The organism is Acinetobacter sp. Z1, from assembly GCF_024296945.1.
GTDB lineage: Bacteria > Pseudomonadota > Gammaproteobacteria > Pseudomonadales > Moraxellaceae > Acinetobacter > Acinetobacter beijerinckii.
Window position 1 is genome coordinate 1,279,041 of the sequence record NZ_CP101115.1, and the last position, 24,585, is coordinate 1,303,625.

Annotated in this window: 20 protein-coding genes and 1 tRNA gene; 14 read left to right on the top strand and 7 right to left on the bottom strand. The window is 37.2% G+C overall.

Annotated features, from left to right (window positions below):
• Window positions 1–66 precede the first annotated feature (66 nt).
• On the top strand, window positions 67–246 hold the full coding sequence (locus tag NGC85_RS06045) for a hypothetical protein (RefSeq protein WP_005054882.1): 180 nt from the start codon (window positions 67–69) through the stop codon (window positions 244–246).
• A 17-nt stretch (window positions 247–263) separates the two neighbouring features.
• On the opposite strand, the gene NGC85_RS06050 is transcribed toward NGC85_RS06045, so the two are convergent.
• Both NGC85_RS06050 and NGC85_RS06055 read right to left on the bottom strand, forming a co-directional pair.
• Window positions 264–1,073 (bottom strand): hypothetical protein, encoded by an 810-nt coding sequence (locus NGC85_RS06050; protein ID WP_254805206.1) that lies wholly within the window; start codon window positions 1,071–1,073, stop codon window positions 264–266.
• Window positions 1,074–1,227: 154 nt separating this feature from the next.
• Window positions 1,228–2,379 carry a diguanylate cyclase gene (locus NGC85_RS06055; RefSeq protein WP_254805207.1) on the bottom strand — a complete coding sequence of 384 codons (1,152 nt, stop codon included), beginning with the start codon at window positions 2,377–2,379 and terminating at the stop codon, window positions 1,228–1,230.
• A gap of 259 nt (window positions 2,380–2,638) precedes the next feature.
• On the opposite strand from NGC85_RS06055, the gene uvrB reads away from it, so the two are divergent.
• From uvrB to NGC85_RS06075, 4 genes are all read left to right on the top strand, one after another.
• Window positions 2,639–4,663 carry an excinuclease ABC subunit UvrB gene (gene uvrB / locus NGC85_RS06060; protein ID WP_254805208.1) on the top strand — a complete coding sequence of 675 codons (2,025 nt, stop codon included), beginning with the start codon at window positions 2,639–2,641 and terminating at the stop codon, window positions 4,661–4,663.
• 120 nt (window positions 4,664–4,783) lie between these two features.
• Window positions 4,784–5,368 (top strand): lipocalin family protein, encoded by a 585-nt coding sequence (locus NGC85_RS06065; protein ID WP_254805209.1) that lies wholly within the window; start codon window positions 4,784–4,786, stop codon window positions 5,366–5,368.
• A gap of 104 nt (window positions 5,369–5,472) precedes the next feature.
• Window positions 5,473–6,408 carry an EamA family transporter RarD gene (rarD, locus tag NGC85_RS06070; RefSeq protein ID WP_254805210.1) on the top strand — a complete coding sequence of 312 codons (936 nt, stop codon included), beginning with the start codon at window positions 5,473–5,475 and terminating at the stop codon, window positions 6,406–6,408.
• Between the two features lie 533 nt (window positions 6,409–6,941).
• On the top strand, window positions 6,942–8,399 hold the full coding sequence (locus tag NGC85_RS06075) for a glyceraldehyde-3-phosphate dehydrogenase (RefSeq protein ID WP_005058107.1): 1,458 nt from the start codon (window positions 6,942–6,944) through the stop codon (window positions 8,397–8,399).
• 200 nt (window positions 8,400–8,599) lie between these two features.
• Here NGC85_RS06075 and NGC85_RS06080 read toward each other — a convergent pair whose 3' ends face one another.
• Both NGC85_RS06080 and NGC85_RS06085 read right to left on the bottom strand, forming a co-directional pair.
• A complete protein-coding gene (locus NGC85_RS06080; protein WP_254805211.1) occupies window positions 8,600–9,928 on the bottom strand; it encodes a hemolysin family protein in 1,329 nt (442 codons plus the stop codon).
• Between the two features lie 130 nt (window positions 9,929–10,058).
• Window positions 10,059–11,063, bottom strand: a complete 1,005-nt coding sequence (locus tag NGC85_RS06085; protein ID WP_005053088.1) for a LysR family transcriptional regulator — start codon at window positions 11,061–11,063, stop codon at window positions 10,059–10,061.
• A 539-nt stretch (window positions 11,064–11,602) separates the two neighbouring features.
• On the opposite strand from NGC85_RS06085, the gene NGC85_RS06090 reads away from it, so the two are divergent.
• Window positions 11,603–13,207, top strand: a complete 1,605-nt coding sequence (locus tag NGC85_RS06090) for an isocitrate lyase (RefSeq protein ID WP_005053090.1) — start codon at window positions 11,603–11,605, stop codon at window positions 13,205–13,207.
• A 94-nt stretch (window positions 13,208–13,301) separates the two neighbouring features.
• Here the strand turns inward: NGC85_RS06090 and NGC85_RS06095 are convergent, their stop codons facing one another.
• From NGC85_RS06095 to cysS, 3 genes are all read right to left on the bottom strand, one after another.
• Complete coding sequence (locus NGC85_RS06095) at window positions 13,302–13,781, bottom strand: copper resistance protein NlpE (RefSeq protein ID WP_254805212.1); 480 nt, start codon at window positions 13,779–13,781, stop codon at window positions 13,302–13,304.
• A 334-nt stretch (window positions 13,782–14,115) separates the two neighbouring features.
• A tRNA-Gly gene (locus tag NGC85_RS06100) sits at window positions 14,116–14,191 on the bottom strand.
• Between the two features lie 63 nt (window positions 14,192–14,254).
• The gene (gene cysS / locus NGC85_RS06105) at window positions 14,255–15,676 is read right to left on the bottom strand and encodes a cysteine--tRNA ligase (protein ID WP_254805213.1); all 1,422 of its coding nucleotides are present in this window, start codon (window positions 15,674–15,676) and stop codon (window positions 14,255–14,257) included.
• A gap of 358 nt (window positions 15,677–16,034) precedes the next feature.
• Between cysS and NGC85_RS06110 the strand changes: the two genes are divergently transcribed.
• The 8 genes from NGC85_RS06110 (at window position 16,035) to NGC85_RS06145 (ending at window position 24,575) form a co-directional block, all read left to right on the top strand.
• On the top strand, window positions 16,035–17,012 hold the full coding sequence (locus NGC85_RS06110) for an SIS domain-containing protein (protein ID WP_254805214.1): 978 nt from the start codon (window positions 16,035–16,037) through the stop codon (window positions 17,010–17,012).
• A 3-nt stretch (window positions 17,013–17,015) separates the two neighbouring features.
• Window positions 17,016–17,555, top strand: a complete 540-nt coding sequence (locus NGC85_RS06115; RefSeq protein ID WP_005053095.1) for an HAD family hydrolase — start codon at window positions 17,016–17,018, stop codon at window positions 17,553–17,555.
• 35 nt (window positions 17,556–17,590) lie between these two features.
• Window positions 17,591–18,139, top strand: a complete 549-nt coding sequence (lptC, locus tag NGC85_RS06120) for an LPS export ABC transporter periplasmic protein LptC (RefSeq protein WP_005053096.1) — start codon at window positions 17,591–17,593, stop codon at window positions 18,137–18,139.
• A complete protein-coding gene (lptA, locus tag NGC85_RS06125; protein WP_005058122.1) occupies window positions 18,123–18,671 on the top strand; it encodes a lipopolysaccharide transport periplasmic protein LptA in 549 nt (182 codons plus the stop codon). The genes lptC and lptA overlap by 17 nt, the downstream gene beginning before the upstream one ends.
• Window positions 18,671–19,408: an LPS export ABC transporter ATP-binding protein gene (gene lptB / locus NGC85_RS06130; protein WP_005053098.1), complete on the top strand. Its 738-nt coding sequence runs from the start codon at window positions 18,671–18,673 to the stop codon at window positions 19,406–19,408. Before lptA ends, lptB begins: the two co-directional genes overlap by 1 nt.
• 306 nt (window positions 19,409–19,714) lie before the next feature.
• On the top strand, window positions 19,715–21,250 hold the full coding sequence (locus NGC85_RS06135; protein WP_254805215.1) for a TolC family protein: 1,536 nt from the start codon (window positions 19,715–19,717) through the stop codon (window positions 21,248–21,250).
• The gene (locus tag NGC85_RS06140; RefSeq protein WP_254805216.1) at window positions 21,247–23,388 is read left to right on the top strand and encodes a type I secretion system permease/ATPase; all 2,142 of its coding nucleotides are present in this window, start codon (window positions 21,247–21,249) and stop codon (window positions 23,386–23,388) included. Before NGC85_RS06135 ends, NGC85_RS06140 begins: the two co-directional genes overlap by 4 nt.
• The gene (locus NGC85_RS06145) at window positions 23,385–24,575 is read left to right on the top strand and encodes an HlyD family type I secretion periplasmic adaptor subunit (RefSeq protein WP_005058126.1); all 1,191 of its coding nucleotides are present in this window, start codon (window positions 23,385–23,387) and stop codon (window positions 24,573–24,575) included. The genes NGC85_RS06140 and NGC85_RS06145 overlap by 4 nt, the downstream gene beginning before the upstream one ends.
• Window positions 24,576–24,585: the final 10 nt, after the last annotated feature.

The following is a 24,585-nucleotide window of genomic DNA, read 5'->3' on the forward strand; positions in this document are numbered from 1 at the left end:
TTTTTTTCAAAAAGACAAAAATCTATTACAATAGCGGCTAGAAATTTAGATTTCGAGAGAATTTCAATGACTACGCAACAACCAAAAGCCAAAAAAGCTTTGGTGAAATTACCATTTCCTATGCCGTCTGCTGAGGATGGTTCTGAGGATGCAACGCATAATCAGGTTCGCCCAAAGCCTGAGCAATATGCAGATCGTACTTGGATGCCGCCACGTGGTACTCGCCGTTCGATGGGTAAACGCTAAGAAGAAAGCCAGTCAATTTATGATTGGCTTTTTTTAATTCTATTCAAAGGGTGATGTATTGTTAGTTCACCACGCCAAAGTTTAATAAAATCATATTCATCAATATCATATAGTTCCATTAAAGCAATAATTACACTTACGAAAATCATTGCACCTTCTGAGTTTTTCTCAAAATTAAAGATTTTTCCGTTCAATTTACCTAAAATATCGTTGATTTCATGTTCCCGACCACGTCCATAACGATCACGAGGATAAAGCTCCTCATTCAAAACGATTAAAGCAATTGCTTTTTCAGGCGCAGATAAATTAGTTTTATCTAAAGCCTCTTCAAAAGATTCATAGCCATGATCGAAGTAAAAAATCACGTCATCGGAGATAAAAGCATGTACAGTTTTAGCAGTTAAATCTGGAAATTGAGAAACTGCATCTTCTTCAATGTATGGACGAAATGATTCGGGGAAAATGACATTTGAATGAATGCCCTTAAACAGAGGTGCGATTTCTGAAACTTTATAACCTGCAATACCACAACCTAAGGCGGTCAAAAAATATTTCATTTTAGGATGGTTTTTTGCATAGATTTTAAAGTCATCTACGTAATGTTCAATTTGTGACAGTGGCATTTGTTGGATATGTTCATTTAGTGTAGGAATAGCAAAACTTTGTCCTGCCCAGCCACGACCAACACCTTTTACTGCTGCAAAATGAAGTGCTGCAACTCGCGCGGCACCGCTGTCGTGTATACCTGCTAAATTACTACCAAAAACAAAGACCGTGTCTTCTGGCAATTCCGTTACAATTGTTTCATCATGATATTGGTAAGCCATATTTTTATCATTCAAGTGCAGGTTAATCCCATGTTGCAATTGATTGAATGAGGGGTCAATAGTCGTTTGTGTTTTTCTTTTAGATTTTTACTATGGGTGTACAAGAAAGTTGATCATCATGAGATTTTTCAATTATAAAATTGAAAGACACACATTAAATAGCTATATCAAAAGAAATCTGATTACGACCATTGGTCTTGGCTTGATAGAGTAAATCATCGGCGCGTTGTAAAGCTTGTTCTAAGTCTTGATAGCTCTTTATCTGGGTCAGACCATAGCTTGCTGTCATTTTAATATTATGTTTAGTAAAAGTTGTTTGTTCAAATAGTAGTTTAAATCGCTGTGTGCGGAGTAAAGCATGCGAAGCATCTTTGGCTGGAATAAGGCAAATAAATTCTTCTCCACCAAAACGAGCAATCAGATCATTTGGGTGTTTGTATTGAAGCATAATTTGGCTTATGCCTTGTAGAATCTGATCGCCTATATAATGTCCCCATGTATCATTCACAGATTTAAAGTGATCAATATCCAAGCAAACTAAAAAATAAGATTGATTTGAAAATGTTAAATTATGACTTTTTTCAAAAAAACCTCGTCGATTTAATAAGTGCGTCAATGGATCATGCAGGCGTTCATTATTTAAATGTTGAATAAGATTTTTAATGACGCAGCCACTAATCACTATGGCGAATAAAATATTCAAAATGATATTAACGGACATTCCTAACAACCACCAAGTTGAAGTGGTGAGCGTAAAATGATACTGATCAATCTTATCTAAAAAACCAAAGTTTATTCCTGCTCGAACAAATGAATATCCAACATTCGCTAAGTAAAAAATCAAAACCCAGCGATCAAATGATTGACTTGTTGGTAGTTGTCTAATTAACGCAGGTATGATGATCAAACCAATTAAACCTAATGAAATATTTAGAAAAATCAGGCGTAACCATATTTGAGGTTCGATATAGGAGAAATAAATTAACGAAAATAAGGTGAATAATGTGATGAATAGCGCTATGACATGATTAAATGATTGATTGAGTTTAAGGCTAATTGCATAAGCGCCAAACCAACTACCTAATAAGTATAAAACTCCAGTGAAGGGTGCTGCTAAGGTTAGCTGTGCATTTGACATCAGACATTGTGCAAATAACGCAACCGAGGGAATAGCATAGGCAAGCCCAATCCATAATAGGAAAACTTCGGACTTAAAAATTAAACGGCATAAAGTAAATGCTAAACCTATGAAAATCAGGCAGCTAGGAACAATTAATATAAAATATTGTGCATTTAATGAATTCACAGCTATTTTTCTAAATTCTTGATATTTTTGAAAGGCGTAGAGTAATGCGCTTTGACATGTAAATTCAATAATATTGGTCTAAAATATGAGAAAAAGACAAAATATAGTGAATATTTAACCGAAATATTTCATGTGAACTAAGCACTAAATGTTTTAATACTAGGTTTAAAAGCTAATATTTAGCTTATGAACAGAAAAGCAATTGCAAATTAAGTCTGTTGACTCCATTAATAAGATACATTTTTAGAAGGGTAGTCTTGTGAGCGAAAACCAACCTTTTGAGTTAGTCACCCACTATCAACCAGCAGGGGATCAACCTCAGGCAATTGAAAAACTTGTCAGTGGCATCGAGCATGGTTTTCGTAATCAGTTATTGTTGGGTGTAACAGGTTCGGGTAAGACCTACACGATGGCAAATGTGATTGCTCAAACTCAGCGTCCAACCATTGTCATGGCGCACAACAAAACCCTTGCTGCACAACTTTATGGTGAGTTCAAAGCGTTTTTCCCGAATAATGCAGTTGAGTATTTCGTTAGTTATTACGATTACTATCAGCCAGAGGCTTACGTACCGTCTTCAGATACTTTTATTGAAAAAGATTCGGCGATTAATGATCACATCGATCAGATGCGTCTATCAGCTACACGCGCATTATTAGAACGTCGTGATGCGATTATCGTTGCATCCGTTTCAGCGATTTATGGTTTGGGTGATCCAAACGCATATATGCAAATGTTATTGCATATTGTACAAGGTGATCGCGTCAGCCGTGATGACATTATTCGTCGTTTAGTTGAAATGCAATATACCCGTAATGAATTGGAGTTCTTACGTGGTACATATCGTATTCGTGGTGAAATCATTGATATTTTTCCAGCGGAATCTGATCAAGATGCGATCCGGATTGAACTATTTGATGATGAAGTCGATTCAATTCGTTGGTTTGATCCTTTAACTGGAAAGTTGGTACGTAAAGTACCTCGTGTAACGATTTATCCGAAAAGTCATTATGTGACGCCTAAAGATCATTTAACCCGTGCAATTGATACCATTAAAGATGAGTTGAAAGAGCAACTTATATTCTTCAAAGAACATGACAAATTATTAGAAGCTCAACGTATCGAGCAGCGTACACGTTATGATTTGGAGATGATGCAACAGCTCGGTTATACCAATGGTATTGAAAACTATTCGCGCCATCTATCGGGTCGTACAGCAGGTGAAGCTCCCCCGACTTTGTTTGATTATATTCCCGAAGATGCATTATTAATTATTGATGAATCGCATGTGACTGTACCGCAAATTGGGGCGATGTATAAAGGCGACCGTTCGCGCAAAGAAAATTTGGTGAATTATGGTTTCCGTTTACCAAGTGCTTTAGATAATCGTCCGATGAAATTTGAGGAGTGGGAGCGTATTGTTCCAACTACCGTTTTTGTCAGTGCGACACCAGCACATTATGAACTGGAAAAATCAGAACAGATTGTTGAACAAGTGGTTCGACCTACGGGTTTGATCGATCCTGAAATTGAAGTACGTCCAGTATTAACACAAGTAGACGATGTATTATCTGAAATAAACATCCGTAAACAACTGAATGAGCGTGTATTAGTCACGACTTTAACGAAACGTATGGCGGAAGATCTGACCTCATATTTAAAAGAATATGGTGTTAAAGTCGCTTACCTACATTCAGATATTGATACTGTAGAACGCGTGAAGATCATCCATGAGCTACGTACAGGCGTACATGATGTTTTGGTTGGTATTAACTTGTTACGAGAAGGTTTAGACATGCCAGAGGTCTCTTTGGTGGCAATTTTAGATGCTGATAAAGAAGGTTTTTTGCGTTCAGAACGTTCATTGATTCAAACCATTGGTCGAGCTGCGCGTAATGTCAAAGGTCGAGCTATTTTATATGCTGATCGTATTACCGATTCGATGCGTAAAGCGATGGATGAAACAGAGCGTCGTCGTAATAAACAGATTGAATTCAACCTTGAACATGGAATTACGCCGCGTAGTGCGGTTCGTCAAGTGATCAAAGAAATTGATTCAGGTGAAGTATTGTCTGATGATGAAATCGATGAAAAGGCACTTGATCAAGCGAAAGCCATTAGTGCAGATGAGCAACACCTTTTGTCTGATCCAAAGCTATTTGCTAAACATATTACTAAGCTTGAAAAAGAAATGTTGAAAGCTTCAAAAGAGCTACAGTTTGAACAAGCGGCAAGATTACGTGATGAGATTGTGCGTATGAAGGCCTATATGTTGCAATCTTGAATCAAATGAGAAATCTTTAAGGGCGATACATATCGCAACAGTTTTTGTTTATAAATTGGGCTATGTTATTAAGCTAACTATATGACTATTTATAACAAATTTCTGCTTTGAGGATTTCTCATGCCATTTATTAAAAACTTCCCAAAAGCAAGTTGGCGTTTAGCAAAGATAGCAGTCGGTGGTGTGGTTCTGACTGGTTTAGCTGCGGGAACAATTGCTTATGCGCAATCCAAGCCATTAGCTACTGTTGAAAAAGTGGAGTTAGATAAATATTTAGGTGTTTGGTATGAGGCTGCTCGTAAACCAATGTATTTTGAGCGAAAATGCGCCTACAACATTTCAGCAACTTACACACTCAATGAAAACGGAAATATTGTTGTAGATAATAAATGCTACGATTCCGAAGGCAATTTACAGCAGAGTATGGGGGAGGCATTTGTTGTAAATGCACCATTTAATACGAAATTGAATGTCAGCTTCTTACCTGAAAGTATTCGTTGGATTCCAGTAGGTCGTGGTGATTACTGGATACTGAAGTTAGATGAAGATTATCAAACTGTCTTAGTCGGTGAGCCTCGTCGAAAATATTTATGGATACTTTCAAGAGTTCCCAACCCTAAGAAAGAAGTTATTATGGAGTACTTGAATTACGCGAAGTCACTTGGATATGATATCAGTGACGTAATTTATCCTGAACATCGTTAAACTATATATACTTGTTGAAAACCATGCTTGCATGGTTTTTTTATTTTTATATAGTGGATAATTCAAGTATTTGTGAAGTATCACATTAAGTCTAGAGGTTCAAAATGTTTAAAGGTATTGCTTATTCAGTTTTGGCCTCTGTAACCTTTGGGGTACTTTATTTTTACACTCAATTGCTTGGCGAGTTAGATAGTGAGCAAACTTTTGGCTGGAGGATTATCGCTACTTTGCCGTTTTTAACGCTCTTTATGTGGCTCAGTGGCGATTTGGTTCATATCAAGACTATATTGAAAAGAATCATCGAGAAACCAAGTTTGTTATTACTTCTATTTACGACCTCTGTACTCACATCTGCACAGCTATGGTTGTTTTTATGGGGGCCGATGCATGGTCGTGGTTTGCAAGTCTCGTTGGGTTATTTCCTTTTACCTTTAATTCTAGTTCTTGCGGGAAGTTTTTTATACGGAGAAAAGCTTTCTAAGTTTCAGTATGTCGCCGTATTTTTAGCTGTATTTGGCGTAGGGCATGAGATTTGGCGTTTGGGGAGCATTGCTTGGGAAACTGCTTTTGTAGCCATTGGTTATGCAGCCTATTTTATTTTGAGGAAGAAAATACAAACAGATAATTTGGGTGGTTTTTGGTGGGATTTAATACTGATTCTTCCCATCGCTATTTTCTTATTACAAAGTGGTGATACGCCTTATTTAAAATTTTTAGATCATCCGAGTTTAGTTTGGGTGGTTATTGGACTTGGGTTGTTAAGTGCAATTGGTCTTGGAAGTTATATTTTAGCAAGTCGTTATTTACCTCTGATTATTTTTGGCTTGCTCGGATATTTAGAGCCTGTATTGTTGGCTTTGGCTTCGTTATTACTAGGCGAGAAAATCGGTGCTGAAGAATGGTTAACCTATATTCCTATTTGGTTAGCAGTATTGGTTTTAGTTATTGAGGGCACACTCCATCTCTTACAGCAAAAAAGACGCAAACAGCATTTAGAACTTAATGTGGAGAAATATGCGAAGCGATTAGGTGACGATTAGATTTTGAGTAAAGATCATTTTTCCCTATCCTACATGAATTAAATGCCCTTGAATTTGGCATAGAGGTAATAGCTTAGATTGATCAGTAAAAACATAAGAATGCGACCATAATCTTTAGGAAAACATCCAACCTCACTGTTGCAAGTAAAAAAGGGATCACCAAGCCAAGAAATAGGGAAATAGACGATATTTGTTAATACCAACCCTATGATTCCAACGAAACCTATAGAAACTTCACAAGCCAATGGAATGCTGATCAGTAAAAGCCACACTTTAAAATTCATGATTATGCTTCTGGTGTTGTTCAGTTCAATGAGAGCTATTCTGAGTATTTAAAAATCACAGATGATGAAAAAAGAAATTTATACAAAATCACAAAAATAATTATAGGTATTTTATGAATTTATAGTCAATTAGGACAAAATCTTAGCCCGTTTAACAGCTTTTGATTCAATCTTGATGATAATTCCATTACAATTATGGCGTTTTAAAAATTCACGCCCAGTATAGATATTAAATTTGAGGACGTAACTGTGAGCAAAGACACTATCGTTGCCCTACACGCAGAACATCAAGGCCGTTGGAAAAACCGTGAAGAAATCGCGGAACGTATGATTGCTTTGATTGGTCAATTATACCGTGAGAAAAATATTGTTGTTTCTGTTTACGGTCGTTCTTTAATAAACCGTTCAGTAATCCAAATTTTAAAATCACATCGCCGTACACGCATGCTTGACGTGGAACTTTCAGTTGTTCATACCTTCCCAATTTTGGAAGCATTGATGAAAGTTGAAAACATCGGTTCTGCTGAAGTTGATATCGGTAAGCTTGCTGTTGAATATAAAAATCAAGGTGGTGATGTAGACGCTTTTGTTGCAAAAGCAGTGGAATCAATCGAAGGTAAAGCGAAAACTGAACAACCAAAAGATGTTGTTCTTTACGGTTTTGGTCGTATCGGTCGTATCTTAGCGCGTTTAATCATTAGCCAATCTGGTTTAGGTCGTGGTTTAAGCCTTAAAGCAATTGTCGTTCGTAAATCATCTGATGGTGATTTAGCGAAACGTGCTTCATTATTACGTCGTGACTCTATTCACGGTACTTTTGATGGTACGATTTCTGTTGATGAAGAAAACGAAGCAATCATTGCAAATGGTCAATTCATCAAAGTGATCTATGCTTCAAGCCCAAGCGAAGTGGATTATACAGCTTACGGTATTGAAAATGCGCTTTTGATCGACAATACAGGCAAATGGCGTGATGCTGAAGGTTTAAGCCAACACTTGAAATGTGCAGGCGTTGCACGTGTGGTATTGACTGCACCAAGTAAAGGTGAGATGAAAAACGTTGTATTTGGTGTGAACAACACTGACATCTTAGATGAAGACAAAATCATCTCTGCTGCAAGCTGCACAACCAATGCAATTACACCTGTATTAAAAGTTTTAGACGACAAATACAAAGTATTAAATGGTCATGTTGAAACTGTTCACTCGTTCACTAATGACCAAAACCTTATTGATAATTACCACAAAGCAGATCGTCGTGGTCGTGCGGCAACATTGAACATGGTAATTACAGAAACTGGTGCTGCTAAAGCGGTTGCTAAAGCATTACCAGGTCTTAAAGGTAAATTGACAGGTAACTCTGTACGTGTTCCTACACCAAACGTTTCGCTTGCAATCTTGAACTTAAACTTAGAGAAAGAAGTTGATCGTGAAGAAGTGAATGAATACATTCGCCAAATCTCAATCAACTCTAGCCTGCAAGGTCAGATTGGTTACACCAATTCTACTGAAGTTGTATCAAGTGACTTTATTGGTTCACGTACTGCGGGTGTGTTTGATGCGCAAGCGACAATTACTTCTGGTACACGTTTAACAGCTTATGTTTGGTACGATAATGAAGTGGGCTATAGCTGCCAAGTATTACGTATCGCTGAACAAATGTGTGGCGTAAGCTATACAAAAATTCCAGCTGAAACAAATGCATAAGTTTTAAGATGCGTTTGTTTTCTAAAGAATGAATGCTTCAAATTAAAAAACGCCTAATATAATTAGGCGTTTTTTTCATATCGAATAAATAGATTGTAATACTAAATATCGTTGATAAGATGATATTTCAATTTTTATAAAATACTGTTGGAAAAAGATAATATTCAATAAAATTAAAAGGTTAAATATCAAATTGCCTTTTAAGATTCTGAGGGTGGAGGTGAGTCATTATCAAGATTTGGCATAATTTGAGTGACAAGTAGTTGGTCAATTTTATAATGATCAATATCTACAACTTCAAACTTAAATCCTGCGTATTCAACAGCATCGGCAGGGCGAGGGATTTTGCGTAGACGGTACATGATGAAACCTGCGATTGTTTCATAATTTTCATTTTCTGGAAATTCTTCAATTTCTAAGACATGTTTAACGTCTTCAATTGGTGTACTTCCATCGATGAGCCAAGAATGATTATCACGTTTAATGATTTGTAGGTCTTCTTCCATAGGCGTAACCCAATCACCCATCACTGTAATCATAATGTCGCTTAAGGTAATCACTCCAACAACTAGAGCATATTCGTTAATAACGACTGCAAACTTTTCTTTGGTAGAGCGAAAACGATCAAGTACTTCGGATAAAGTTAAGGTATCAGGAATGATTAAGACGGTGCGGATTGTAGATTCATTGAGTTGAAGTAGAGATTGATTATTTAAGATACGGACTAAAATATCTTTGGTATCGACATAACCAATGACTTGATCAATATGTTCATTACAGACTAAAAATTTTGAATAAGGATATTCAGCGAGTTTTTGGCGAATACTACTTTCATTTTCTTTAAGTGTAAAATAAACCACATTTTCACGCGTGGTCATGCTTGATGGAACTGTTCTTTCTTCAAGTTCAAAAACGTTTTCAATAAAGTGGTGTTCTTGTTTTTGCAAAACACCCGCTTGAGCACCTGCATCCATTACCGCTGAAATATCATCAAAGGTGATGTTGTCATCACGAATTGTATTTACTTTAAATAAGCGAAATAACAAGTTTGCAATCGCATTAATTCCCCAAGCCAAAGGTTTACAAACCTTTATAAAAACTTGGATGGGATCAATAACGCTAATTGCAATTTTTTCCGGAGCGATCATTGCCAAGCGTTTTGGCATCAAATCAGCAAATAAAATGAATAGTGACGTGACCATAGTAAAGGACAGTGCAAAACCAATGGTTTCTAACCAAGGACCAGCATAAAAACCTTTGATCATTTCTACAAAAAATGGACGAAAAGCGGCTTCACCTAAAATACCGCCAAGAATCGCAACAGCATTTAAGCCAATTTGTGAAGCTGCAAAGAAGTCAGCAGATTGTTCTTGAAGATCTAAAACTTTTTGGGCACGTATTTCACCAGATTCGGCTAAGATTTTTAATTTAACTTTCCGAGCGCCTGCCAGTGCAATTTCTGTAAGTGATAAAAAGCCTGCCGCTGAAATAAGCAGCATAATAATAATAATATTTTGAAAGAGACTCACACATCACCTGTGGTACATCATTTATTATGAATATGTTGTAACACAAAAAAAAGAATGAGGTAATTGGGTATTACCTCAGAATAACAATTTTGCTTATGAAACAAGCATATCCGAAAGGGTTTTGGTAGATTTACAAACTAACATTTTGGAATTGAGGAAATTGTGAATTGTTGGTAAGGAACTCACGATTTTCTTCTTCAATCATTTGTCGAGCAACGAATAAAATAAGCTGACGTAACCAGCGATGAGCAGGATGATGATGAAGCAAAGGACACCAAGCCATTTTTAATTCAAATTCAGGAATATAAAAAGGAGGATCTTTGATTAATAATCGAGGATTCTGTGCTTGTAGTCGAGCCATACGTGTAGGTAATGTTGCAATTAAATCAACATTTTGCGCTAATAGTGCTGGCATTTGATAATGACGTGTAAAAACTGAAATTTTACGACGTTGACCAATTCGTTCTAAAGCTTGATCGATCCAGCCTAAACCAGCTTGTTTGTCTGGATTTACGCCAAAGCCAACGCCCATTCCTGTTTTTGATACCCATATATGTTGTGCATCTAAATAACTTTTAAGGTTTAGATGCGTAACAGCAGGGTGTTTATCATTCAAGATGCAACTAAAGCTATCGCGCCATACCAGAACTTGATGAAAACTTTGAGGAATTTCATTAAAACGGTTAATTGCTAAATCAACTTTACCTTGTTCCATATCACGATAGGACACATCACTTGGTGTTAAAAAGTCGAGAACAACATTTGGTGCTTCAGAGCGAAGAGCTTTTACAAGACGAGGTACTAGGGTTGCTTCAGCATAATCTGAAGTCATGATGCGGAAAACACGCGTACTGGTATAAGGTCTAAATTCAGTTCGTGGCTCAAGAATCATGGAAAGATCTGATAATGCATCACGAATACGAGGCTGTAATTCTAATGCACGTTCAGTCGGTGTCATCCCTTCAGAAGAGCGAATCAAAAGCGGATCGTTAAATAAATTACGCAAACGGCGTAAAATATTACTCATCGCAGGTTGGGTTACCCCTAATTGTTCCGCTGCTCTTGTGACATTTTTTTCACGAAGAAGTACATCAAGATAAATTAATAAATTGAGATCGACCCGCTCCAGATTCATAAAAAAAATACCGAAAATAAAATTCTTGAATTGTCTTGAATTATGCCATATCTAGAGCCATTTGTGTAACTTAATACGACATAAAAATAGGGTGGTAAGTTGAAAAATTGTACCAAGCCAATCATTGAATTTATGGAGAATTTGTCCATAAAAATGCAAGATCTAATCTTTGAAGAATAATAAAAAATGATCAGATAAGCATTGGTCAATTTGATCAAATTCAAACTCTATTTTGATGGTGTTTAAAGCTTTGAACTGATCAGTTGATAATTTAAAAAATTAATTTGATTATTTTTTAAATAATTGAATTTGATTAAATTTATTTAAAAAACAAATATTTGCGTTGTATTCTTTGCGGCAGAAATGTGATTAACTCCTATATTTCATAAGAAAATACTGAAGATTAACCTAGAATATTGGATAAATTTGTTGGCAAAGACTAAGCTGTGAAACATGTTGATGAAGTGCTTGAAATCTAGACTACATAAAATCACGATTTTTAGCGATCATTCGATGCCTATCCTCAAAAGGAATATATCATGTCTACATATCAAACAGCGATTGATGCAATCCGCGAATTAAAAGCAAAATTCGGCAACACTTGGCGCGATATTAGCCCAGAAGATGCTGCGCGTATGCAAATGCAAAACCAATTCAAAACTGGTTTAGACATTGCTAAATATACAGCTGCGATTATGCGTCGTGATATGGCTGCTTATGATGCTGATTCTAGCAAATATACTCAATCATTAGGTTGCTGGCACGGTTTTATCGCGCAACAAAAAATGATTGCGAACAAAAAATACTTTGGTACAACTGAGCGCCGTTATATCTACCTTTCTGGTTGGATGGTTGCTGCACTTCGTTCAGAATTTGGTCCACTTCCTGACCAATCAATGCATGAAAAAACTTCTGTTCCTGCATTGATCGAAGAAATCTATACATTCTTACGTCAAGCTGATGCGAAAGAACTTAACGATTTGTTCCGTGCGCTTAAAAAAGCAAACGAAGCTGGTGATACTGCTAAAGCAGCTGAAATCACAGCTCAAATCGATGGTTTCCAAACTCACGTTGTGCCAATTATTGCTGACATCGACGCTGGTTTCGGTAACGAAGAAGCGACTTACTTACTTGCTAAGAAAATGATCGAAGCTGGTGCTTGTGCGCTTCAAATTGAAAACCAAGTATCTGATGCGAAACAATGTGGTCACCAAGCTGGTAAAGTAACTGTTCCACACGAAGACTTTATCTCTAAAATCCATGCTTTACGTTATGCATTCTTAGAAATGGGTCTTGATGACGGTATCATCGTTGCGCGTACTGACTCTGAAGGCGCTGACTTGACTCAAAAAATCCCAGTGGTTAAAGAGCCAGGTGACATTGCTTCTCAATATATCGGTTTCTTAGATACAGTTGAAATTGACATTGCTGATGCTCAAGAAGACGAAATCTTGATCAAACGTAATGGTAAATTACACCGTCCTAAGCGTTTAGCTTCTGGTTTGTATCAGTTCCGTGCTGACACTCAAATTGACCGTGTTGTACTTGACTGTGTATCTAGCCTGCAAAATGGTGCAGATCTTCTTTGGATCGAAACTGCGACTCCAAACGTTGAAGAAATCGCTCACATGGTTAACCGTGTACGTGAAACAGTTCCTAATGCTAAGCTTGTTTACAACAACAGCCCATCATTCAACTGGACTTTAAACTTCCGTCAACAAGCTTACGACCGTTGGGTTGCTGAAGGTAAAGACGTTTCTGCATACGACCGTGCTAAGTTAATGAGCGCTGAGTACGATGCTACTGAATTAGCTGCTGATGCTGATGAGAAAGTACGTACATTCCAAGCTGATGCTTCTCGTGAAGCTGGTGTGTTCCATCACTTGATCACACTTCCGACTTACCATACTGCTGCTCTTTCTACTCATGAGCTTGCACAAGGTTACTTCGGTTCTGAAGGTATGTTGGCTTATGTTGCTGGCGTACAACGTAAAGAAATCCGTGGTGGTATCGCTTGTGTTAAACACCAAGCAATGGCTGGTTCGGACATCGGTGATGATCACAAAGAAATCTTCTCTGGTGATAACGCTCTTAAAGCGCACGATGATGCTAAAAACACAATGAACCAATTCTCAGCTCACTAAGCCATGAATTGATTTAAAAAAACCCTGCTAAAGCAGGGTTTTTTATATGCATAATAAAAATGCTCGCTATCGCGAGCATTTAAAATTCAAAAGACTATTCTGCTTCTTTTTTAAGTTGATATTTATCAGCTAATTCACCAGTAATTTCTTTACCTTCCAAATCTAGTGTTTTTAAATAACCTTCAGCAACAAAATATTTTCGGCTATCACCCGCTTTATCTAACTCAATAATAGATGGGTTTTTAATGTCAAATTTGAAGCTACCTTTGCTTTCAAATGGTTTGCCATCGCCTTTACCAAGATAAGTTTCTTTGATTTCATAAGTTTTATCTGAATTAAGCTCTAATTCAGTTTCAATACCTTCACAGTCAGCACATGGTAATATACCTTTATAGGTGCCATTCCAGTCTAAGGCATTTTCAGCAGTGTGAGCATTATCTGCAATTGTTGCTTCTGACGCAGCTTCACTTGTTGCTACGGCAGGTGTTTGTTCTTCAGTTTTTTTATTCTCAGTTTTGCTACACGCTACAAGAAAAATAGAAGCAATTGAAAGAGCAATTAATGATTTTTTCATTTTCAATGAACCTTGTTGTAAAAAAGATCGATACCTAAGTTATGAAAAATAATCAATAAAGTGTAGTCATCGACTGTGGGAGTTGTTTAACTTTTAGTAAAGCTTTGCTTGTTTAAGTTTATTTGGGTTGCATTTATATTAATAGTGAAAAAAAGTTGAGCTAAAAATAATAAGTAATTGATATAAAACTCTATTTAAAGACTGGTGTTTTTGGCGTGAGAGCTTAACTTTAGACTTTAATATTTAAGAGGTTATTTATTTTGAAATATAATCATTTGATGTATTTAGGCTAAGAAAAAAGCACTTATCTTTCGATAAGTGCTTTTTTTGAATCTGGAGCGGGAAAGGAGACTCGAACTCCCGACCCCAACCTTGGCAAGGTTATGCTCTACCAACTGAGCTATTCCCGCAATACGAACGCATTATAGAGAGTTTAATAAAACTGTCAACTCTCTATGCTGCTAAGTGTTTAATTAATCAGCACGACGCCAGATTGTACCTTGGCGAGTATCTTCTAAAACAACACCTTGATCTAACAAAGATTGGCGAATACCATCCGCTTTTGCAAAATCTTTCGCTTTTTTTGCATCAACACGTTGTTGAATAAAATCTTCAATTTCTGTATCGGAAAGAGTTAGTGCCTCTTGACCGATGTCAGATTTTAAAAATTCTTCAACATCATGCCGTACAAGACCAAGAATGTTGGTCAAATAACGTAATGTCGAATAAAAAATAGTAGCTTGATCAGCTTGTTCTTCTTTTACAGCACGATTTAACTCTTTATTCAGTTCAAATAGAACAGCCATTGCTTCAGCAGTATTGAAATCGTCACACATTGCATTATTGAAGCGTGCAACAAAGTCTTGATCTAAAGCTTCAACCGTTTTTTGACCGTAGACTTGCTGATAGGCTTTAAATGAATGATAGAAACGGCTCAATGCTGTCTTAGCTTCTTTTAATGCGACATCAGAAAAGTTAACAGGGCTACGATAATGTGATGACACAATAAAATAACGTATCACCTCAGGGTGAAACTTCTCCATAACATCACGAATGGTAAAGAAGTTGCCTAAAGATTTAGACATTTTTTCACCATCAACATTGATGAAACCAACATGCATCCAATAGTTTACATATTGTTCACCTGTTGAAGCTTCGCTTTGCGCAATTTCATTTTCATGATGAGGGAACATCAGATCCGAACCGCCACCATGAATATCAAAATGATTACCTAAGCAGCATGTCGACATTGCAGAGCATTCAATATGCCAACCTGGACGACCATTGCCCCAAGGCGAAGCCCAAGCTGGTTCATTTTCCTTGGCATGTTTCCAAAGCACAAAGTCAAAAGGATGTTTCTTTTCAACTTCAACGTCGACACGCTCTGAAGCACCTGCTTGCATATCATCTAATTTTCGACCTGATAAGCGACCATATTTGTCGAATTTAGTGACTTCAAAATATACATCGCCATTAGTCGCAGGGTATGCAGCACCTTTATCGACTAAATTGCTGATCATGCTTTGCATTTGATCTATATATTCAGTCGCTTTAGGCGCTTCGTCTGGCGCTGCGCATCCTAAGTTGGCTGCATCTTCATTCATTGCTTCAATGAATCGAGCAGTAAGTTGTTGAATGGTTTCGCCATTTTCATTAGCACGTGCGATGATTTTGTCATCAATGTCGGTAATGTTACGGATATAACGTACCTTCCAACCTTGGCTACGCAAGAAGCGGATAATGTAGTCAAATGCAACCATAACTCGAGCGTGCCCGATATGACAGTAATCATAAACAGTCATACCACAGACATACATATCGATTTGTCCTTCTTTGCGTGGGACAAATTCAACTTTTTTACGTTGCTCAGAGTTATATAAAACAAAAGGTTGCATAAGGGTTTTCAAACACTCTACAAAATTAGCGTTACATCATAACGTATGCATCTTTTTTCATAAAGTTGTCTAGATAAAAATATTGTTTGCTATCCATTAGTCTTTAAAATTTTTGATATGTAAATATGAGCTATTTGGATAGTATTATTCTGAGCATACTGGTTATTATTATCTAAATTCTATTGTTATATCTGCTAAAGATTTGTCCAATCACTGAGATATTATCTCTTCATTTTCTATGCAATCTTATACATTTGGAAACGTGCATAACTTACAGTTGTGCTAGAATCTCCACAATTATTTCGCTTAAAATCATCCATCATCAAGTGGATAGAGTACTATTTTGAGTCAAACTCATATGTCACAAACCATAGATTTCCAAAAAAGCGCATTAGAAACATTGCGTGTCGAACAACAGGCGCTTGACGTACTCGCTGCACAAATTGATCATCGATTTGATAAAGCTTGTGAAATTTTATTGCAGTGCTCAGGTCGAGTTGTTGTAACGGGGATGGGAAAGTCAGGGCATATTGGTCGTAAAATGGCTGCGACTTTTGCATCTACAGGTACACCTTCATTTTTCATGCATCCAGGTGAAGCTGGGCATGGTGATCTAGGTATGTTGGTTCGAGGTGATGTGCTGATTGCAATTTCAAACTCTGGTAAGAGTGATGAAATTATGATGCTCATGCCATTGATCAAGCATCTGGGTGTGCCTTTAATTACGATTAGTCGTGATGAAAAAGGTCCGATGCCACAAAATGCTGATGTGGCTTTGACGTTGGGCTTGGCGGATGAGGCTTGTCCTTTAGGTTTAGCGCCTACCTCAAGTACGACAGCGACTTTGGTGCTAGGTGATGCTTTAGCGGTGGCTTTGTTAGAAGCACGTGGTTTTACTGCTGACGATTTTGCGCGTTCTCATCCAGCCGGTGCACTTGGTAAAAGATTACTATTACATGTTAAACACTTAATGCATACAGGTGATGAACTTCCAAAAGTGAAGCCCGAAACACCAATGAATAAGGTGTTGTATGAAATCTCAGATAAGCGTTTAGGTTTAACAACAGTCGTTGATGAAAATGATATCTTATTAGGTATTTTTACCGATGGTGACTTACGTCGAATGATTGATCAGCAACAAGGTTTTGATGTGAATCTGCTTGTTGAAAAAGTAATGACCAAGAATCCATTAACCATATCTCAAGAAGCCCGAGCGGTTGAAGCATTAGAAAAAATGCATGAGAGAAAAATTAATCAATTTGTTGTTGTTGATGATGCTAATAAAGTGATTGGTGTGATCAGTATGCATGACCTTATTCAGGCGGGAGTAAATTAAGCCATGGCATCTTATGCTTTACAAGAACAAGCACGTCATTTACAAGCTCTCGTGCTTGATGTGGATGGTATCTTAAGCGATGGCTTTGTCACTTTAACCAATGCTGGTGATGAAATTAAATCATTCGATATTCGAGATGGATTAGGTATGAAATTAGTTCAGCAAGCTGGTCTTAAAGTTATTATTATCACTGGACGTAAAAGTAATATTGTTGAAAAACGTATGTCTGATTTAGGGGTAGATCTTGTTTTCCAAGGCAGGGAAGATAAAGGAACAGCTTTACGTGAAGCGTGTGCACAATTAAATCTTTTACCTGAAGATTGTTTGTATATGGGTGATGATTGGCCAGATTTATCCGCTTTTGCAATTGCTGGAATGAGTATTACAGTTCCAAATGGACATGATGAAGTTCGTCGTCGTGCTGACTTAGTCACTCAGGCAATGGGTGGGCGTGGAGCTGTACGAGAAGTATGCGATATGCTGTTGATGGCAAAAGGTGTTTACCAAGAGCTACTTGCAAAATACTTAGCTGTACCACATTAATATACTTATCACTCAAAGGTTAGGTAACCCTGTATATGGATACCAAAGTTTTATATGTTGTCGCTGTTTCGGTTGCTGCTTTGAGTGGTGGTTATTACTATTACAGTGGCAAAGCAAAAAAGCTAGATGTCGAATCGTCGAAAAATATGACGTATTCAGCGCAGGGTGTTCATCTTACACAAACAGATGAGCAAGGTAATTTATATATTCGTGCTGAAGTGAAACAGTTACAACAAAATATGCAACTGAAAACATCTCAGCTCGATCAGCTAAATGCTGTCATGTATAAAAATGGAAAAGCGGATGCAACTTTTTATGCAAAACAAGCAAATACGTTTAATGATAATACTAAAGTTATACTAACGGGTAATGTGGTTGCAACGAGTTTATCTGACCAAGGCAAAATGGAATTTCTTACTGATGAACTTACAGGTTATCCAAAAACAAGAGAATTAGAAACTCAACATCAAGTCATCGTTCAATCTCCTAGTGCTGAGTTTGTAAGTCAAGGTTTAAAAGCAAATTTAAATAATGGTCAATATGAATTTTTTAAAGTTCGAGGAAAGTATGCGCCAACTTCTTAATACCAAATTTCGTCCAGCTTTCCTAAAACAAGTTGTTTGCGTTACTGCTTTAGCATTAACTTCAGTCACAAGTTTTGCTCTGCCTTCAGATCGTAATCAACAATTATCATTGGTTGCTGATCGTGCGACATATAACGATAAAACAGGCATTACAACCTATACGGGTAATGTAGTCATTGAACAAGGAACAATGAAATTACAAGCTGATTCTATTGTTGCTACATTAAGTGCCAAAAAAGAAATTCAGACCATTACTGCTAAAGGTCAGTTAGCAAAATTTCAACAGCAAATTGATTCTAATAAAGGACTGGCAAGAGGAGAGGCTCAGACCATTGTTTATAATGCCGAGACTGGAATTTTGACATTAACAGGCAAAGCTTATCTTTATCAAGATGGCTCAAGCATACGTGGTAATAGCTTAAAATATAGTATGAACAAGGGCGATGTAGAAGCTCAAGGTTCTTCATCTAATCGAGTTCAAATTATTATTCCACCGACCAGTACTAAAAGTTTTCCAGGAGCACGTGATTAATGGATCAATCTGTGCAAACACTATGTATTAAGCATTTAGCTAAAAATTACAGTAAACGCTGGGTGGTAAAAGATGTTTCCTTTACCATGCAAAGTGGGCAAATTGTAGGCTTACTCGGTCCAAATGGTGCTGGAAAGACAACAAGTTTCTATATGGTGGTCGGTCTTGTCCGTATGGATAAAGGTGAGATTCATCTAGATAATTTGGATCTATCTGATCTTGCAATGCATGAGCGTGCCCGTAAAGGAATTGGTTACTTACCTCAAGAAGCATCGATCTTTAGAAAACTTACAATTGCTGAAAACATTATGGCAATTTTAGAAACGCGTAAAGATTTGAATAAGCAGCAACGTCAGCAAAGACTGACTGAATTATTGAATGACTTCAAGATTAGTCATATTAAAGACTCATTAGGCATGAGTGTTTCTGGTGGTGAACGCCGTAGAGCAGAAATTGCTCGTGCATTAGCTGCTGATCCTAAATTTATGTTACTCGATGAACCTTTTGCTGGAGTAGATCCAATTTCTGTTGGTGACATTAAGGATATTATTCAAACATTAAAAGACCGTGGAATTGGTGTTTTAATTACTGATCATAATGTTCGCGAAACACTTGCGATTTGTGAGAAAGCTTATATTGTGAGTGAAGGTTCTGTGATAGCAGAGGGTACTCCACAAGAGATACTAGATAATGAACAAGTACGTAAGGTTTATTTAGGTGATGATTTTGTGGTTTAAATCTGAGCAATTAATATTTTAAAAGAGCATTTATTGCTCTTTTTTTATAAATTTGAAATTTAAACTGTAGATACATGATTAATATATAGGTTTTAAAAGATTTTTAAAATACATCTAATTGATTTTAAATGTTATTTTGTTTTAAGAATATCATCTTTTTAATATAATAAGATCATAAAGAGTGTGAACTATTATACAAAAAACAAACACTTAAATAGGTATTAATTAGTGTTTAGAGCATAGTGCTTTTCCTAAAAAAATGAGTAGAATGAATGTGCTTTTAAATGATAACAATATGACAAGAATATGAGCATCAAGATAGATAGAAAGTTAGATGATGGAGCACGTAAAAGATGTACAGATTTAAAGTGGCTAATATATATAGCGTCGTTATCTGTTTCAATTACTCATGCAACAACACCAAGTGAGCAATATCATACTTTAAAAAACAATATATCCCAGTTGTTTTCTCCAAAGAGTAATGATGACTTTAAAACTGCGAATATGCAGAAACTAAGTAATTTCTCAGTTAGTACATCGACGACTGAACTCCCTGTTGTGGGGTCTGGGCGACCAATGGATGTGGTGCCAGCCGCATTATGGCAAAGTGAACGTCGGGTTTTGAAAGATGCCGTTCAAATTGCAGTTCAGCGTAATCCTGAGATTTCACAAACTTTAGCAACTTTAGCAGCTCAAAATGCCAATATTGATGTGGCGAAAGCAGGATATTACCCACAGATTACAGGTGGCGTAAATACTGGGGATTTAACTAGAAAAGGTGAGCGTGGTCGTCAAGTTTTAGCTTTAAACGCATCTCAGATGCTTTATGATTTTGGCAAAGTCAAATCTGGTGTAAATACTGAGCAAGCGCGATTAGTTGTAGAACAAGCGAATGTACTCGTTAAAATTGATGATATCTCACTTGATGTAGCTCAAACTATAATCAATATTCAGCGCTATCAAAAACTTATACAAATCGCAAACCAGCAAATTGCTGGGATTCGACGTATTCAAGAGATGGCAAATCTCAGAGCAAATGCGGGGATTAGTAGTCAAGCCGATCCAGTGCAAGCCCAATCTTACTTACAGTCTGCTCAATCTGCTTTGATTGCTCAGCAGTCACTGCTTGGACAATACCAACAACATTTATATACCTTACTTGGTTTTGATGCTGGGAAAACGCAATGGGCTATACCTGAAGATTTAGTTCAACAATCAGAGCTTTATGCTGCTCCCAAGTTCAATACCATTCCGCAAATGATTGCTGCACAAGCAGGAATTGATGTGGCGCGCTCACAAAAACATCAAACACAATTGAGTCGTTATCCGACTTTATCAGTCAAAGGTGAACTGAGCCAAGCATTAAAAGGTCGTAACCCGAATAATGATAAAGAAGGCGGTTTTGATAGTGCAATTATGCTTGAAGCAACCAGTCAGTTTTATCAAGGTGGGGCAACATCTTCACAAATTCGTGCAGCCAGTTTTGCTGAAGAAGCAGCAAAAGCACAAGTGAATGCGGTTTATTTGAAGGTACTAGATCAAATACGTATGAGCCGAGAGCAAATTGAAAATAAACAAAGACAAATGCAGGTTCTTATGAGTCGACAAGCAACGACAGTAAGAACAAGAGAGCTTTACCAAGAACAATATAAATTAGGCACTCGATCTCTCGTAGACCTATTAAATGCTGAGCAAGCGATTCATGGAGCAAATTCAGAATTAGAAACAGCACGATACGATATTTACAGCAGTATAGCTCAATACATTGCGACGACAGGACGTTCGCGTCAAGCCTACGACTTAAATAATATTTCAATTCAGGGGTTTGAAGTTCAGCCATGATGACAAAAATAAATTATCAACCGTGGTTACAAGCGGTACTTACAGTTGCAAAACATTATCGAATCGAACCTTCTGAAGAAAGGGTTCGTTTACAGCTTGATTGGAATCAGAATCAAAATTTAGATGAAATATTATTATTAATGACCCGACAAGTTGGGCTTAACTTACGCAAAGTTAAATTTAGCAATGATGTGGTTAATCCTTGGCGATTACCTGTGATTGTTGAGCTGAATGATGGTCAAGTCGGAGTGATTGACAAGGCTGATACTGAAGGAAATGTCAGCATTCAATTAAGTGGTGATCAAGGTTTATCGCAGAAATTTGCGGTTGGTGCTTTAAAGCATATTGTCAAAAGTATTTATGTGTTACGCCCAGAAAAATCAGTTCCAGATGCGCGTATCGATGAATATATCAAACCTTACGAACAAAGCTGGTTTTGGTCGATCGTATTGCAAGACTGGAAGCGCTATATAGATATTATGTTTGCTTCACTGATGGCAAATATTTTGGCTTTAGCTACAATTATTTTCTCCATGCAAGTGTATGACCGTGTTGTTCCATCGCAATCAATTCCGACCTTATGGGTGCTTGCAGGTGGTGTATTAATCGCAGCCATATTTGAGTTTATTCTTCGTGTTTCTCGTGTTTATTTATCGGACATTATTGGTAAGCGTGCAGATTTGCGTATTTCTGATCGTGTATTTGGGCATGCTTTACGAATTAAGAATAGTGAACGTTCAAAATCTACGGGGACATTCATCTCACAAATCCGTGAGCTTGAAGGTGTGCGAGATTTAGTTACTTCAACAACGATGGGTGCGATTGCGGATTTACCCTTCTTTTTCTTATTCTTGATTATTTTTGCAATTATTGGTGGCAATTTATTTTGGGTCATGCTTGTTGTCGTACCTTTAATGATTTTACCAGGCATATTAGTTCAGAAAAAACTCGCAGAGTTGGCTCAAGAGGGTATGCGTGAATCTTCTATCCGTAATGCCATTTTGGTTGAAGCGGTGCAAGGGATTGAAGACATAAAATTATTACGTGCTGAGTCTCGATTTCAAAATCAATGGAATCACATGAATGAAGTGTCTGCAGACATTAGTATGCAACAACGTAAAATTGTTGGTGTATTAACTGCATGGACTCAGAAAATTCAAGGTCTCACCTATGCTGCCGTCATTTTAGTGGGTTGTTTCGCAGTTATGGAAGGTGAAATGACAACGGGTGCGTTGGTTGCATGTTCAATTCTTTCTTCAAGAATGCTCGCACCAATTTCACAAATCACAGGTATTTTAGGGCGGTTACAGCAAGCAAAAGTTGCGAAGAAGAGCCTTGATGAGCTGATGCAAAAAGCTGTAGATCAACCTGATCAAGCACATTTAGTCCATAAAGAAGTTTTAAATGGTGACTACGAACTTAAAAATGTAATGTTCCAATATACGGAAGATGATCCAAGACCTAGTTTAGCGATTCGACATTTAAAAATTAAAGCAGGTGAAAAAATTGCGATTTTAGGACGCAATGGAGCAGGTAAATCAACACTGCTGCAAATTTTATCGGCGATGCAATTTCCTAGCAATGGTACAGTGCATTTAGACGGTTTGGATATAAGTTTAATTGATCCCGCAGATGTTCGCCGTGATATGGGCTTACTGAATCAGAATGCACAATTGTTTTACGGAACGATACGTGAAAATTTAACATTGGGTGCGCCATTAGCACGTGATGAAGATATTTTAAAAGTATTGAAAGTCACTGGTGCTTTAGGTTTTGTGCAAGAGAAAAAAGAAGGTTTAGACCACTTGGTTTTAGAAGGTGGAGTTGGTTTCTCAGGCGGACAAAGACAAGCATTGTTACTCGCACGTTTATTGATTCGTCAGCCAAATATCTTGTTATTAGATGAACCTACAGCTGCCATTGATGATGTTGCAGAAAAGCAATTAATTGATCATTTAAAAGGATGGTCATCTAACCGTACCTTAGTTGTTGCTACACATCGTCGTGCCGTTTTGGAGCTAGTTGATCGCATTATCGTGATGAACGATGGCAAGGTTGTAATGGATGGACCAAGAGAACAAGTTCTAAATCAATCAACAGTACAACAAAAACAAATTAAACAAGGAGATGATTCATGAGTGAAGAACCACAAACAAATAACCGCTCAATGAATGTTTCTTATAAAGAACCAAATTTACCACGTTCGACCTTAGTGATCTGGATCGTGGGAATTGGTTTAGTCGTATTACTGGTTTGGGCTTGGTTATTTAATTTAGAAGAAGTCTCCACTGGTACAGGTAAAGTGATTCCTTCTTCAAAAGAGCAAGTTATTCAATCGCTCGAAGGTGGTATTTTAACGAGATTAGATGTGCAAGAGGGTGACATTGTTCAAAAAGGCGAAATTCTTGCTCAGTTAGATCCTACACGATTCGCTTCAAATGTAGGTGAATCCAAATCTCTTTTGGTTTCTTCACAAGCGACTGCTGCTCGTTTAAGAGCAGAAGTTAATGGTGCAGCTTTAGCCTTTCCTGAAGATGTTTTGAAAGAACCTAAGTTAGTTAAAGAAGAAACAGCACTCTATTATTCTCGTCGTGACAATTTAGAACAATCTATTGCTGGTTTTCAACAAGCACTTAAACTTGTTCAACAAGAATTAATGATGACTGAGCCTTTGGTTGCCAAGGGTGCTGCGAGTGAAGTTGAAGTCTTGAGATTAAAACGAGAAGCAAATGATCTTCAAAATAAAATGAATGATGTACGAAATCAATATTATGTAAAAGCTCGTGAAGAATTATCTAAAGCAAATACTGATATCCAAACCCAGCAACAAGTGGTAATGGGGCGTAGTGACAGTTTACAACGATTAGTGTTTAAAGCGCCTGTTAGAGGGATTGTGAAGGAAATTGATGTCACAACCTTAGGTGGTGTGATTCCGCAGAATGGTAAGTTAATGACAATTGTACCTTTGGAAGATAAATTACTCATCGAAGCACGTATTTCACCAAGAGACATTGCATTTATCCGCCCAGAACAAGAAGCATTAGTAAAAATTACCGCTTATGATTATTCTATTTATGGTGGTTTAAAGGGTAAGGTCACTGTCATTTCGCCTGATACCATTCGTGATGAGGTGAAACAAGATCAATTCTATTATCGTGTTTATATTCGTACTGATTCTGATAAATTACACAATAAAGCGGGTAAAGAGTTTGGTATTACACCAGGTATGGTTGCCACTGTAGACATTAAAACAGGTCAAAAAACGATTATGGATTACTTGCTTAAACCATTTAATAAAGCAAAAGAAGCTTTGCGGGAACGTTAAATTTTGATGG

What these genes read in the sequence shown, in the direction of transcription:
- NGC85_RS06140 (WP_254805216.1), top strand. Translation starts at nt 21,247, where the DNA reads ATGATGACAAAAATAAATTATCAACCGTGGTTACAAGCGGTACTTACA.
- NGC85_RS06095 (WP_254805212.1), bottom strand. Translation starts at nt 13,781, where the DNA reads ATGAAAAAATCATTAATTGCTCTTTCAATTGCTTCTATTTTTCTTGTA.
- lptA (WP_005058122.1), top strand. Translation starts at nt 18,123, where the DNA reads ATGCGCCAACTTCTTAATACCAAATTTCGTCCAGCTTTCCTAAAACAA.
- NGC85_RS06135 (WP_254805215.1), top strand. Translation starts at nt 19,715, where the DNA reads ATGAGCATCAAGATAGATAGAAAGTTAGATGATGGAGCACGTAAAAGA.
- NGC85_RS06085 (WP_005053088.1), bottom strand. Translation starts at nt 11,063, where the DNA reads ATGAATCTGGAGCGGGTCGATCTCAATTTATTAATTTATCTTGATGTA.
- NGC85_RS06045 (WP_005054882.1), top strand. Translation starts at nt 67, where the DNA reads ATGACTACGCAACAACCAAAAGCCAAAAAAGCTTTGGTGAAATTACCA.
- cysS (WP_254805213.1), bottom strand. Translation starts at nt 15,676, where the DNA reads ATGCAACCTTTTGTTTTATATAACTCTGAGCAACGTAAAAAAGTTGAA.
- NGC85_RS06050 (WP_254805206.1), bottom strand. Translation starts at nt 1,073, where the DNA reads ATGGCTTACCAATATCATGATGAAACAATTGTAACGGAATTGCCAGAA.
- NGC85_RS06115 (WP_005053095.1), top strand. Translation starts at nt 17,016, where the DNA reads ATGGCATCTTATGCTTTACAAGAACAAGCACGTCATTTACAAGCTCTC.
- lptC (WP_005053096.1), top strand. Translation starts at nt 17,591, where the DNA reads ATGGATACCAAAGTTTTATATGTTGTCGCTGTTTCGGTTGCTGCTTTG.
- NGC85_RS06145 (WP_005058126.1), top strand. Translation starts at nt 23,385, where the DNA reads ATGAGTGAAGAACCACAAACAAATAACCGCTCAATGAATGTTTCTTAT.
- rarD (WP_254805210.1), top strand. Translation starts at nt 5,473, where the DNA reads ATGTTTAAAGGTATTGCTTATTCAGTTTTGGCCTCTGTAACCTTTGGG.
- NGC85_RS06065 (WP_254805209.1), top strand. Translation starts at nt 4,784, where the DNA reads ATGCCATTTATTAAAAACTTCCCAAAAGCAAGTTGGCGTTTAGCAAAG.
- NGC85_RS06090 (WP_005053090.1), top strand. Translation starts at nt 11,603, where the DNA reads ATGTCTACATATCAAACAGCGATTGATGCAATCCGCGAATTAAAAGCA.
- NGC85_RS06110 (WP_254805214.1), top strand. Translation starts at nt 16,035, where the DNA reads ATGTCACAAACCATAGATTTCCAAAAAAGCGCATTAGAAACATTGCGT.
- lptB (WP_005053098.1), top strand. Translation starts at nt 18,671, where the DNA reads ATGGATCAATCTGTGCAAACACTATGTATTAAGCATTTAGCTAAAAAT.